The sequence below is a fragment of the Hanstruepera ponticola genome (assembly GCF_012931685.1).
Lineage (GTDB): Bacteria > Bacteroidota > Bacteroidia > Flavobacteriales > Flavobacteriaceae > Hanstruepera > Hanstruepera ponticola.
Genome location: NZ_JABANC010000003.1, coordinates 306329 through 319045 on the forward strand (window position 1 = coordinate 306329; position 12717 = coordinate 319045).

The following is a 12717-nucleotide window of genomic DNA, read 5'->3' on the forward strand; positions in this document are numbered from 1 at the left end:
TAAGTATTTCTTCAATCTCAAGCACTGTTATATGTTTATAGAATTAAAAACTGAACGACTTTTATTAAGAGCTTTAGAGAATCATGACGTAAATCAAATTTTGTTTTTAAGATCAGATCTAGTAGTTAACCAATTTGTTGAACGCCAAAAAACAAAAACAAAAGATGAAGCTCTAGAATTTATAAAGCGTATTCAATTATCAGTATCAAATGAAGAAGTTTGTTATTGGAGTATTTGCTTAAAAACCAATTCCAAGCTTATAGGAACAATCTGTTTATGGAATTTCTCAAGAGAATTAAACAAGGCTGAAGTTGGTTACGACTTACATCCTGATTTTCACAGGAAAGGCATAATGAGCGAAGCTTTGCATGCTGTATTGGAGTTTGGTTTTCAATCGTTAAACCTAAATCATATTGATGCCTATACACAATATGATAATTTAAGTTCAGTATATCTTCTAAAGAAATTTGGCTTTAAGCACGACCCTAAAAGAAAGGATTCGGGAAATAAGAAAAATCACATCTATATCTTAAATAACACCAATTAGCTCAAGGCTGCTTTTCACTTAAATATTTCCAATAGCGTTTTGGTACATGTCTAGTATGTAGCTTCATGTTTTTACGAGATTCGATATTGGTGCTTTTGAAATAGTTTTTCCACAATTTTTGAAAATCCATTTCTTCAGTAGCAAAAACAGCTTCATCTTTTGATAAAACTGTTAAATCTGCTGAAAGATTCATCGTTATTATTTCAGTTTTACATAAATCGTAATACAAACCGTATTTCCTTTTCAAATCATAAATCACCCAACTTTGATCAGCATAACGCTTGGTAAAATGTTTAGAAATTAGTGGCAAGACATTAAAATCTGGTTCTATATTAGCAAAATAAATGTTATCCTTGGTAAGTTTAAACCTAACAAAAGCCTCCATTCGATGTTTCTCCCTCCCAACACTTTTCGCTAATTTTGAAACTTTTAAAACTGAAGGATTGGTGTAATTTTTATCAATATATATCTTGGTATTAAACATGTAACGTATATAGTCTAACAGCAAATTTTCAACACCTAACTCTTCGCTTAAAAAAGTATAATACAATTGAATATACCCGCTTCTTGAAGCTTTAGATTTAATCCCTTTCCAAACGCGCTCTGCTTTTATAACATCAGTTTCTACATGTTGTGTTTCAGCAAATAGTTGATTTTGGCTTCTAAATTCACTTTGAATTTTAACCTTGTCTAACTTATACTTATAGACATGGAAAATAGTCGATAGAAATCCATCGAATGTACCATCATATATTAAGTTACTATTTGTTAACATCTAACCGAATAAGCTTAATTGATTACTCAAAGTTTTTTGATATTTGCTAGATGAATTTTGAAGTATCAAAGATTTTATGGTTGCTGGCGATAAATCGCGCTTTTCGAATAACTTGGAGTTACAAGTCAAAAAATATTGTGCTCTATTAAGTGAAATGCCTATTCTCTTCAAATGATCCCAATTTAATTGCCTAAATCGTCTAGCATGAAGTATTTTATATACAGACTTCATCCCAACCCCAGGTATTCTTGACAACATACGCTTGTCAGCTGTATTAACATCAATTGGAAACTCATGTAAATTACGAAGTGCCCAACCTAATTTGGGATCTATGTCTAAATCTAAATTTTGATTGTTTTCATTTAATATTTCACTGACATCAAAACCGTAAAAGCGCATCAACCAATCCGTTTGATATAAACGATTTTCGCGAAGCATTGGTACTTGACTACCTATTTGAGGCAACCTGCTATCATAACTTATGGGTACATATCCAGAATAATAGACACGTTTTAAATTGAATTTCTTGTAAAAAAATTTAGATGTATGCATAATTTGATAATCATTTTCACCTGTTGCTCCAATTATCATTTGAGTACTTTGACCGCCAGGCGCATATTTGGGGGTGCTCTTTATAATTTTCTTTTCATTCTTATATTGAATAATTTCATTTTTAACCTTTTCCATTGGTTTTATGAAATCTTCTCTTTTTTTGTCTGGAGCCAGTAATTTTAGTCCTTTTTTGGTAGGTATTTCAATATTTACACTTAACCTATCTGCATATAAACCTGCTTCTCTCATAAGTTCATCTGAAGCTCCAGGAATAGATTTCAAATGAATATAACCATTGAAATTTTCTTCTAATCGAAGTTTTTTAGCCACAGCAACTAATCGTTCCATGGTATAATCCGGATTCTTAAAAATTCCAGAACTCAAAAACAAGCCTTCAATATAATTACGACGGTAAAAGTTTATGGTCAATTCTACTACTTCCTGAACCTTGAAAGCCGCCCGCTTTATATCATTACTCTTTCGGGTCACACAATAAGCACAATCAAAAATACAATGATTAGTGAGTAAAATTTTCAATAGAGAAACACAGCGTCCGTCTTCAGTATAAGAATGACAAATTCCCATTCCCGAAGAATCCCCTAACCCCTTACTTTTATTTGACCGTGTGCTACCGCTAGAAGAACATGATACATCATATTTTGCAGCATCAGCTAAAATGTTTAGTTTTTCTTTTATACGTTCAAAAGACATTAAGAAATACGATTTGGGTAATTTATTTCACAAAAATACTAAATTTAGAAGCAAAATATTGCTACATTTTATAGCAAGTATAGAATTTACATATTGATAATAAATTATTACTTCAATTTATAACTGCATACATTTTGAGAGTGTTTTCTCGTAAACAGCCTCGTATTGAGGAACAATATTATGGATATTAAATTTATCAGCTTGGTCTTTAGCCTGCGTCTTGAAAGTTTTTAACACCTCTTCGTCTTTTAAAATTGAAAGCGCATTTTTACTCATATCATCTATATCACCAACCTCACTTAAATAACCTGATAGACCGTGAATATTTACTTCTGGAATTCCACCAGAGTTACTTGAAATTACCGGAACACCTGATGCCATAGCCTCCAAGGCGGCTAAACCAAAACTTTCAGTTTCTGATGGCAACATAAATAAATCTGAAAAACATAGTATTCTATCTATTTCATTACTGTTTCCAAAGAAAACAACTTTATCCTCGATCCCTAAACTTTTGCACAACTCTTCCGCTGGCTCCTTTTCTGGTCCTTCACCGACCATCATAAGTTTAGCAGGGATTTCTTTCTGAATATTGTAAAAAACTTGAATAACATCTTGGATGCGTTTTACAGGTCTAAAATTACTAATGTGGGTTATAATTTTTTCATTCTCGTTCGCCATCATAGAACGTTGACAATCTGCAAAACCATGCGTGTGCTTATCAATGTCTATAAAATTAGTAACAACATCAATATCATTAGTAATATTGAAAAGCCTTAAGGTATCTTTTTTCAAGCTTTCAGAAACTGATGTAACAGCATCAGATTTATTAATACTGAACTCAACAGCTGCTTTGTAAAACGGATGACTACCAACCAAGGTAATATCAGTACCATGTAAGGTTGTTACAATTGGCAAATAAACACCTTCTTCATGTAACATTTTTTTCGCCATATATGCAGCATATGCATGAGGAATGGCATAATGCACGTGTACAATTTCAATTTGATGTAATTTAACCATATCAACCAGTTTACTAGAAAGTGCTAGTTCATAAGGCTGATAATGAAACAAGGGGTATTCTGGTACATTTACTTCATGAAAATGGACGTTGTTACCTAATAATTCAAGTCGAACTGGTTGTTTGTATGTAATAAAATGTACTTCATGACCACGTTTTGACAATTCAATTCCAAGCTCCGTAGCAACAACACCGCTTCCTCCAAATGTAGGATAACAAACAATACCTATTTTCATAATTAATCTTCTATAGATTCATAAATTAAACGCTGAATCTCTGTTCTTATATTTTCTTTTAATAATCTGTTTGATCCTGCAATAGGATACGTCCTATTAGCCAAAAACACATAAACAATTTCTTCTTCTGGGTCTGCCCAAGCGTAGGTGCCTGTAAATCCTGAATGTCCAAAACTAGTCATTGATATACAACCACATGTTGGACCATCTTCACCTAGTTGTGGTTTATCAAACCCTATCCCTCTTCTGTTATCACTTTCACAGAAATAACAGGTATTAAATTTATCCAATGTTTCAGACTTAAAATAGCGTTTTCCTCCATAATAGCCCTTTTGTAAATACATCTGCATAATTTTGGCAACATCATTGGCATTACTAAAAATTCCTGCATGACCACCAACACCTCCTTGCATGGCAGCTCCCATATCATGCACATATCCTTTTATTTCTTGATAACGATAATAATCGTCTAATTCTGTTGGCACAATGGATTTATTGCTAAACTTATTGTATGGATTATAAGTTGTGTAATTTGCGCCTAAAGATTCATAAAAATGTTCCTGAACCAATTCATCCATTGGTTTGTCGTAATGCTTTTCAATAAATTTCTTTAGAATGTAGTAAGGTAAATCGCTATAACGATATCTTAACCTATTTAATAAATCAGAATCCTTTATAATCTTTTGAATTGAGTCCTGATAATCCCGTCGCATAAATAAGTCATTTGCTACTTTTACACTAAATTCAGAGCTTTTTTCATTTCTGTAATACCTGGCATCTGGTTTTTTAGTCACTGAATCTAAAGTCGCGTAATAAAAAGGAATCCATGGTTTTAATCTGGCATAATGCGAAAGCATTTTTTTGATTGTTACATCCTTTTTGTTAGAATTAGTATACTCTGGCAAGAGTTGAGAGAGTTTAGAATCTAGTGATACCACGCCTTGTTCTTCAAGCTCCATTATCAAGGGAAGCGTTGCTAGAATTTTTGTCAATGAAGCTACATCATAAATGTCATTAAATTTTACAGTTTCAGCATCAGCTTCATATGTATGTTTTCCAAAATTTTTATTGTAAATAACTTTTCCCTTTCTAGCTACCAATAATTGGATTCCTGGTGTCATTTCATTATCAACGGCATATTGAGCTACCGAATCTAATTTACCCAATTTTTTAGAATTCACACCAACACGTTCAGGAATCGTATAACCTAACAAAGACATTGAATTATAATCAACTCCATCGCCTTCATTATAAAACTTTCCTATTGAAACTGGTAATTTACCTTTGGCTTCAATGGCACCAAAAATCATTTGAGCCGATATTTTTTGAGACGTATCACTATTCTGATAACTCACAACTAAAGCTTCAATGTTTTCAAAAGTAGCTATGTCTAAAAGCGCATATGGTTTTACAAAAACATCCAAAATAACAGTATTGGTTCTAGCAATTTCATAGAGCCAAACCAATTCTTTATCACTAAATTGATAATCTTTCCATGGATGATCATTTGAACGATGAAATCCAACAACCACAGTGTTGTAAGCTTTTAGTTTTGTAATGAGTTCATCTAGATTGTCAGCTTTCACCTCGTGAACCTTGGTGTATTTTTGTAATTCTTTAAAAAAAACAGAACCAGAGTCGTCTCCTAATTGCACATAAGCAACACGTTTGTTTTTAAGGTCTCTTATAGGCAGCAAATTACTTTTGTTTTTAACTACCGTTATGGCCTTTTCAAAGGCTAATTCATTAAGGATTTGATCCTTTGGCCTATTGAGTTCGTTAACTAAATTTTCAATTACAATAGGCTTAAAATTATTTAAGCCCACTTTATATTTCGCCTGAAGGATTTTTTTAACCGAATGTGCCAAACGTTCTTCAGCAATGACACCACTATCATAGGCCTCACGCATTTTAATCATGGCTTTAGGAACATCTTCTGAAATCAACATCACATCATTTCCTGCAAGAAAAGCTGCCAAATCAATATCTCCTGGCTCACTAAAATCAGCTACACCTTTCATTTCTAACGCATCCGTATAAATTAGCCCTTTAAAACCTAATGAGTCTTTTAAAATATCAGTCACAATATGCTTTGATAAGGAAGATGGAAATCCCGTTTGTGTTTCTAAAGCTGGCACGTTCAAATGGGCAACCATTACACTAGATAAACCGTTTTCAATCAACTTTCTATACGGATACAATTCAACTGAATCAATGCGTTTTTCATTAAAGCTTATAGTAGGTAATGTTTTATGAGAGTCAGTTTCAGTATCACCATGACCAGGAAAGTGTTTGGCATTTGCTAAAACACCTGCATTTTGCATACCTTTCATAAATGCTAATGCCTTTTCAGTGACGTTATCACGATCTTCACCAAATGAACGATTTCCAATTATAGGGTTTTTCGGGTTGGTATTGATATCAACAACTGGCGCAAAATTAAAATGAACTCCAATACGCTTACAGTGCTCACCAACTTGATATCCTACTTGCTCAACTATTTTATTATCCTTAATAGCTCCTAGTGTCATATTCCAAGGAAAAGCAAAAGTAGAATCTAAACGCATATTCAAACCCCATTCGGCATCCATACCAATCAAAAGTGGTGTTATGGAAAGTCCTTGCAATCTGTTATTTAATTTGGCCTGTGCAACTGGTCCTCCGGTAGAATAGATAATACCACCAATATGCTGATCCATTATAAGTTGACTAATAATGTTTTCGTGCTTTAGTCCTTGATTAGAAAAAGCACGAACCATAAATAGCTGACCAATTTTTTGGTCAATATCCAGACTATTATAAACACTATCAACCCATTTTTTTTGATGTTCTGGGTTATCAGCTAATAAAGGGTTTTTATTTTGGGAAAATGATGTGTTAAAAACAAAAAAACATAGCGTTAAAAACGTTACTATTCGCATACAATCAAGGGCTTTTTACAAGATTATCAATAACGATACCAAATTACAGTATTTTGAAGATACAATACTAAATTTTAAGATAGATTTATAAAGAAGGTAATTAACAATTTATGTGATAATCTAGATTTAAATTATAAAAAGAAATTTCTGGAACTTAAAATACTTAAGCACAAATATCTTATGCGTACTTCTAGTTAACTTACTTTACAAAACGTGCATGCCAACTTTCACTTGCTGGCACTTCCCAATGCTCCTCAAACTCCGCTTTGTTAGCTACTAAATTATTGAATACGATAGTGTTCTTTGAAACAGCTCTATCCTTTGCCATTTTCCTGAAATCTGATAATGGCTTGTAAGCAATATAATCACCTTGCTTATAGGATACATTCATTTTATCCATAAGGTCAACATTATATTCCTTTTCAAGCTGCTGAATAAAATGGACTGAAGTATCAATGGAACAGCCTGTAGCTTTATTTAAGTTTTGATTTAGACCAATGACTATAAATCGCTTATATTTAATTAAATAGCCTGATTGTAAATCACTACCATGTGCTGTCCAATTCTCTATAAATATATCTAGCTTATTTTGTATTTCTATAATCTCCTCATCTGTAAAAGAACGATTGGCTTGGTATATCCAAATACGAGATTCTTCAGGTAAATTATTAAATTCTACTAGCATTATTTTTATGTTTTATCATCATAAATCTTCGGCATTCGCAATTAACTCTGCTATATCCATTACCTGAATACTGGCCTCTTTTTCTTTAGCTTTCACTCCATCCGTCATCATGGTATTACAAAACGGACAAGCAGTAATGATAACTTCCGGGTTAGTTTCTAAAGCATCTTCAGTTCTTAAAACGTTTATGTCTTTATCGCCTTTTTCAGGTTCTTTAAACATTTGAGCACCTCCTGCTCCACAACATAAGGATGTACGCTGGCTACGTTTCATTTCTTTAAAATTTACGCCTAAAGTTTCTATCAATGCTCTTGGCGCTTCAAAAACGTCATTTGCACGGCCCAAATAACAAGGGTCATGAAACGTGACGTTTTTTCCTTTAAATTCTGATTCTTTAACTTTTATTTTTCCTTCGGAAATTAACTTTTGTAAGAATTGCGTGTGATGCAAAACTTCGTAATTACCTCCCAACCCTGGATATTCATTTTTTAATGTATTGAAGTCATGCGGATCAGTAGTAATGATTTTTTTTACTTGATACATATTCATGACTTCAATATTAGTCATAGCTTGCATCTGAAATAAAAACTCATTTCCCGCTCGTTTAGCAGCATCACCAGAATCTGATTCTTCTGTTCCTAAAACGGCAAAATCAACATTGGCTTTATTAAGCAATTTCACAAATGCTTTAGTGATTTTTTTTGCCCTATCATCAAAGGCTCCAGCAGATCCTACCCAAAATAAATATTCAGGCTGTTTTCCTTCTGCCATTGCTTCTTGCATTGTTGGTACTTTAAGTTGCTCGCTCATAATAATTTATTCATGATGACCATCATCAAATACTTGTATGGTCACTTTTTTATCTACTAAATCTGTAAATTTCCCTTTGTATCTAGTTGCTTTTACCAAATGATTATCAATCCAATGATAATTACCACCTCTAGGCTTACCCATTAATAAGCTATGAAATTTAAACCCATGCTTGTTTAACCAATTTTCGGTTACTTCCCGATGATCTTCAGTACGCGAAGTAAAAAAACAGATTAAATGACCTTCGTCATACCACTTGTTACAAGTTACTAAAGCATCAGGATAAGGATCACAGGTAGCCATTCTTTCAGGCTCTTCATTAGGCACATCTTCAGTAATGGTTCCATCAATATCAATTAAATAGTTTTTTACACCTTTTGGTAAAATTGGGCTTACCTTCTCACCTGCTTCAACTTTTTCGTGCAATAATTTGTCTGCGTCTTCTCGTTTCATAAACCTATTTTATTCTTTTTCTAGTGTTTCATTTTCTTTCTCATCAGAAATAGCTGCAAAATCAACTTTTGATATTCTTATGATAATAGCTAATTTCTTTTTCCCGTTTACTAATACATTCTCAGGCAAATACCTTTCGTCATGTGCTCGTAACAAAGCAGCATAACCAATTTTACTTGTTTGTGCCGAAGTACAATAATCGCAAAATACTTTTAACAGTTTAATATCTTTTGCTTCTCTATTCTTGTATTCAATTTCGGTATATACCTTTATTTGTAATGAGTCTTTAGCATAACCTTGTGAGAAACTTAATAAATTTCCCAGACAAAATATTGTTATGATTATGCTTAACCTCAAAACTTTTATTTAATATACTTTTTGTGCAATCCCATTGAAAAATAAGCACCTCCTAAACCTATTGCTATTCCACAAGGAACACCATAGTCAGTAATAAAACATAAAACAAAACCTAAAATGATAAATACTATTCCCCAAATAATCAATTTATTAGGTTTGTCATAAAAATTACTCCCACTATTCATTCTTCCAGTTTAAACGATCCATTTGGTTATAAGGCCAAGGCGCTCCATTGTTTTCAATATTAGTCATCATATTATTTAACTCTACTGGCGCAGCACTTTGCTCCATAACCAGATAGCGACGCATATCCATTATAATAGACAATGGATCAATACTCACTGGACAAGCTTCAACACAGGCATTACATGAGGTACATGCCCAAAGCTCTTCCCTAGTAATATAATCATCTAGAAGTTGTTTACCATCATCTTTAAATTCACCATTATTGGCATCGATATTTTTACCAACTTCTTCCAGTCTATCACGCGTATCCATCATGATTTTTCGTGGAGACAATTTTTTACCTGTTAAGTTAGCCGGACATTCACTGGTACAACGACCACATTCCGTACAGGTGTAAGCATTAAGCAATTGCACCCAATTTAAATCTTGCACGTCACTAGCCCCAAACTTGGCAGGTACCGCATTGTCAGCTCCTTCAGGAGGTGCTGCAAATGGATCGACGTTTGGATCCATCATCATTTTTACTTCTTTGGTAACAGCTTCTAGGTTATCAAACTGTCCTTTTGGCTTTACACGACCATAATAGGTATTTGGAAATGCCAAGAGGATATGCAAATGCTTTGAAAAGTATAAATAATTGAGAAATACTAAAATCCCTAAAATATGCAACCACCAAGCTACACGTTCAATAATATGGATAGTTGACTCAGGCAAATTACTAAACCATGGTGCTATATATTGACTAATAACATTTCCAGAATTCATATTCTGAAAAGTTATATCTGTGGCATTCATAACCAAAAACAGCGTCATTAATACCATTTCAAAATACAAGATATAATTTGCATCATTTTTTGGCCAAGCTGTCATTTCAGAATTCCAAAACCTTCTGATTTTAATAATATTCCTACGAATCCAGAATACTATGACCGACACTAATACTAAAACTGCCAAAATCTCAAATGAACCAATTAATATACCATACAAACTTCCAATTGAGGAGAAAATACGGTGGGTTCCAAAGAGACCATCTATCATGATTTCAAGCACTTCAATGTTGATTACAATGAAGCCAACATAGACAATTAAATGCAGGAAACCTGCAATAGGTCTTTTTACCATTTTGCTTTGACCCAAAGCAATCCTTGTCATATTACGCCAACGTTCAGGTTTGTTATCGCTAACATCAACATCCTGACCCAATTTAATGTTACGCATTAATTTTCTGACATTCTTGGCAAAATAACCAATACCAACGATCAAGGCTAAAGCAAAAAGTATGTTTGGAATAAAATTCATTTCTGGCTAGTTTTATTTTCGTTCGTCTTCAGGCTTTTGGTATTCATCCTTGTTTTTTCCACCAAAAACTGATACTTGTACATATCGTTTTGGATTCAATTTAAAATCCTGAAGCAATTCCTTTAACTGATATGTAGCAACTTCGAGGTTATTATATAACTTTTCATCTTTAAGCAATAATCCTAAAGTGCCTTCTCCATTTTCCAAATCACTTATGAGACCATTTACACTTAACAAAGTCTGGTCTAAATCATTAATAGTCTTTGAAATTTCAGCTTTTTTAAGATCTTCAGAGAGACTAGCTAAATCTTGACTAATAGAATCAAAATTGCTAATAACCGACGTTAATCCTTCTTCGTTTTTTGAAATTAAGGAATTGAATGAATAGGACAGGTTTTTAAAAGATTTAATAGTCGCATTCAATTCTGCAATAGCACTTTTGAGGCCTTTATCAGAATCATCTTCAACCAAGGCATTTAAACCTATCAGTAACGAATCGGCTGATTTAAGTGTAGTATCTAAACCTGAACTTAAATTGGAGAAATTCCCTGCCAAACCATCTAACAAGCCTTTTTCTACTTCAGACTTAATGACATCACCATCTTCAGCAAAATCACCATCTTCGGCCGGAATAATTGCCATTGCGTTTCCACCCATGAGTCCCATTTCATATAGCCTAATTATACTATTTTTGGAAAACTTTAGCCCTTTATCAACAGTAAAAGAAACACGTGTTTTACCTGTTTCAAAGTCATATTTGATATTTTTTATTTTCCCAACATTGTTTCCTTTTATGGTCACGGGAGAAGATTCTGTTAATGCATTGTACTCAAATATAGTATAATAAGTGTTTGATGCATCTAGTAGGTTTCGACCCTTGAGATAGTTTATTCCAAAAATTAAAAAGGCAATTCCTAAAATAACTAATATGGCAGTTTTAACTTCTTTTGTTATTTTCAAAGTAAAGTTGTTTGGTTATTAAACAAAATTAAAGATAAATTTATAAAGAATGACTCTAATTAGCTGATGAATTTAAGACATCGGCCAATGAAACTTGTTTTCCGTTTTTATAAGCAACAATAAAACAGGAATTATATCCTTTATCCTTGGCTTCTTTTTGAAGGCGTTTCACTTCATTATAATCCGAAGTACTACCATAATAATATTTATAAAGAGCTTCATGATCTTCTCTTGAAATAGCATCAAGTCCCTTAAAATTATAACCTTTGGGTTCTATTTTTCTTGAGCTGGCTGCTATTTGAACTTTAAAAACAATGCCTTCATAAATCAGCTTTGTTTCATCAATTGAAACTGTTGAATTATCTATTTCGGAAGGAGAAATATTACCGCCAACATTTAGGTCTAAACTGTGTTTATAATCTAAAATAGCATCTTTTATAGCTGAAGCCATTTGACTTTGACCTTTTTTGGAATTTAAATAGGCGCCTTCAGCTTTATTTGTTAAAAAGCCTGTTTCAATAAGTACACTTGGCATATAGGTATTATGCAACACCCAAAATCCAGCTTGCTTTACACTTCTATTTTTTCTTTTTAATTTATTTGTAAAATTATTTTGAACTAAAGTAGCTAACAAAATACTTTGGTCTAAATATTCTTCTTGCATTAAAGTCATTCCAATTAATGATTCAGGTGAGCTTGGATCAAAACCAGCATACGTTTCTTTATAATTATCTTCTAAAAAAATAACTTCATTCTCTTTTTTAGCTATTTCAAAATTTGCTTGAGACTTATGCAACCCTAAAACAAAGGTTCCTGCTCCATAAGCATTATTTGTAAAAGCATCACAATGTACTGACACAAACAAGTCTGCATCTGCCTTGTTAGCTATTGCGGCACGTTCACGAAGTTCTATAAACACATCCGTTTTTCTCGTATATATAACCTTTATGTCTGAATTTTTCTCGAGTTCCTTCCCTACCTCTAAAACAATATTTAAAGCTATACTTTTTTCCTTGTAACCATTACCGAGATTTCCAGGGTCTTTACCACCATGTCCTGCATCTAAAACCACCACAAACTTCTCTGATGAGCTTTGAGCATAAAGGACTTGCAAATTAAAAACTATTAATAAAATAGCTAGTAGAAAAAAACGTGTATTAATTATTGTGTTCATAGTATCTATAACAACTTTTAGGCAGGTTTATTT

Annotated in this window: 13 protein-coding genes; 1 reads left to right on the forward strand and 12 read right to left on the reverse strand. The window is 32.9% G+C overall.

Going from position 1 to position 12717, the window contains the following annotated elements:
- The first annotated feature begins 31 nt into the window (after window positions 1–31).
- A complete protein-coding gene (locus tag HGK31_RS10195; protein WP_191859652.1) occupies window positions 32–547 on the forward strand; it encodes a GNAT family N-acetyltransferase in 516 nt (171 codons plus the stop codon).
- A gap of 1 nt (window position 548) precedes the next feature.
- Here the strand turns inward: HGK31_RS10195 and HGK31_RS10200 are convergent, their stop codons facing one another.
- The 12 genes from HGK31_RS10200 to HGK31_RS10255 all read right to left on the reverse strand — a co-directional run bounded on the left by HGK31_RS10200 (window position 549) and on the right by HGK31_RS10255 (window position 12684).
- Window positions 549–1322 carry a TIGR03915 family putative DNA repair protein gene (locus HGK31_RS10200; protein WP_191859653.1) on the reverse strand — a complete coding sequence of 258 codons (774 nt, stop codon included), beginning with the start codon at window positions 1320–1322 and terminating at the stop codon, window positions 549–551.
- The gene (locus HGK31_RS10205) at window positions 1323–2585 is read right to left on the reverse strand and encodes a putative DNA modification/repair radical SAM protein (protein ID WP_191859654.1); all 1263 of its coding nucleotides are present in this window, start codon (window positions 2583–2585) and stop codon (window positions 1323–1325) included. It abuts the gene before it with no gap.
- A gap of 117 nt (window positions 2586–2702) precedes the next feature.
- Complete coding sequence (bshA, locus tag HGK31_RS10210; RefSeq protein WP_191859655.1) at window positions 2703–3839, reverse strand: N-acetyl-alpha-D-glucosaminyl L-malate synthase BshA; 1137 nt, start codon at window positions 3837–3839, stop codon at window positions 2703–2705.
- Window positions 3840–3841: 2 nt separating this feature from the next.
- Window positions 3842–6760: a glycoside hydrolase family 3 N-terminal domain-containing protein gene (locus HGK31_RS10215; protein ID WP_191859656.1), complete on the reverse strand. Its 2919-nt coding sequence runs from the start codon at window positions 6758–6760 to the stop codon at window positions 3842–3844.
- 199 nt (window positions 6761–6959) lie between these two features.
- Complete coding sequence (locus HGK31_RS10220) at window positions 6960–7445, reverse strand: ABC transporter ATPase (protein ID WP_191859657.1); 486 nt, start codon at window positions 7443–7445, stop codon at window positions 6960–6962.
- Between the two features lie 18 nt (window positions 7446–7463).
- The gene (locus HGK31_RS10225; protein ID WP_191859658.1) at window positions 7464–8255 is read right to left on the reverse strand and encodes a (Fe-S)-binding protein; all 792 of its coding nucleotides are present in this window, start codon (window positions 8253–8255) and stop codon (window positions 7464–7466) included.
- Between the two features lie 6 nt (window positions 8256–8261).
- Window positions 8262–8708 carry an LNS2 domain-containing protein gene (locus tag HGK31_RS10230; protein WP_191859659.1) on the reverse strand — a complete coding sequence of 149 codons (447 nt, stop codon included), beginning with the start codon at window positions 8706–8708 and terminating at the stop codon, window positions 8262–8264.
- 9 nt (window positions 8709–8717) lie between these two features.
- The gene (locus tag HGK31_RS10235; RefSeq protein WP_233451067.1) at window positions 8718–9065 is read right to left on the reverse strand and encodes a hypothetical protein; all 348 of its coding nucleotides are present in this window, start codon (window positions 9063–9065) and stop codon (window positions 8718–8720) included.
- 5 nt (window positions 9066–9070) lie between these two features.
- Window positions 9071–9250, reverse strand: coding sequence for a hypothetical protein (locus tag HGK31_RS10240; protein WP_191859660.1), 180 nt, complete (start codon window positions 9248–9250; stop codon window positions 9071–9073).
- Window positions 9243–10550 carry a (Fe-S)-binding protein gene (locus HGK31_RS10245; protein WP_191859661.1) on the reverse strand — a complete coding sequence of 436 codons (1308 nt, stop codon included), beginning with the start codon at window positions 10548–10550 and terminating at the stop codon, window positions 9243–9245. Before HGK31_RS10245 ends, HGK31_RS10240 begins: the two co-directional genes overlap by 8 nt.
- Window positions 10551–10562: 12 nt before the next feature.
- The gene (locus HGK31_RS10250) at window positions 10563–11510 is read right to left on the reverse strand and encodes an MlaD family protein (protein ID WP_191859662.1); all 948 of its coding nucleotides are present in this window, start codon (window positions 11508–11510) and stop codon (window positions 10563–10565) included.
- A 55-nt stretch (window positions 11511–11565) separates the two neighbouring features.
- Complete coding sequence (locus tag HGK31_RS10255) at window positions 11566–12684, reverse strand: N-acetylmuramoyl-L-alanine amidase family protein (protein ID WP_191859663.1); 1119 nt, start codon at window positions 12682–12684, stop codon at window positions 11566–11568.
- Window positions 12685–12717: the final 33 nt, after the last annotated feature.

Coding starts and splice junctions, on each gene's coding strand:
- HGK31_RS10195 (WP_191859652.1), top strand. CDS start 32: ATGTTTATAGAATTAAAAACTGAACGACTTTTATTAAGAGCTTTAGAG.
- HGK31_RS10200 (WP_191859653.1), bottom strand. CDS start 1,322: ATGTTAACAAATAGTAACTTAATATATGATGGTACATTCGATGGATTT.
- HGK31_RS10205 (WP_191859654.1), bottom strand. CDS start 2,585: ATGTCTTTTGAACGTATAAAAGAAAAACTAAACATTTTAGCTGATGCT.
- bshA (WP_191859655.1), bottom strand. CDS start 3,839: ATGAAAATAGGTATTGTTTGTTATCCTACATTTGGAGGAAGCGGTGTT.
- HGK31_RS10215 (WP_191859656.1), bottom strand. CDS start 6,760: ATGCGAATAGTAACGTTTTTAACGCTATGTTTTTTTGTTTTTAACACA.
- HGK31_RS10220 (WP_191859657.1), bottom strand. CDS start 7,445: ATGCTAGTAGAATTTAATAATTTACCTGAAGAATCTCGTATTTGGATA.
- HGK31_RS10225 (WP_191859658.1), bottom strand. CDS start 8,255: ATGAGCGAGCAACTTAAAGTACCAACAATGCAAGAAGCAATGGCAGAA.
- HGK31_RS10230 (WP_191859659.1), bottom strand. CDS start 8,708: ATGAAACGAGAAGACGCAGACAAATTATTGCACGAAAAAGTTGAAGCA.
- HGK31_RS10240 (WP_191859660.1), bottom strand. CDS start 9,250: ATGAATAGTGGGAGTAATTTTTATGACAAACCTAATAAATTGATTATT.
- HGK31_RS10245 (WP_191859661.1), bottom strand. CDS start 10,550: ATGAATTTTATTCCAAACATACTTTTTGCTTTAGCCTTGATCGTTGGT.
- HGK31_RS10255 (WP_191859663.1), bottom strand. CDS start 12,684: ATGAACACAATAATTAATACACGTTTTTTTCTACTAGCTATTTTATTA.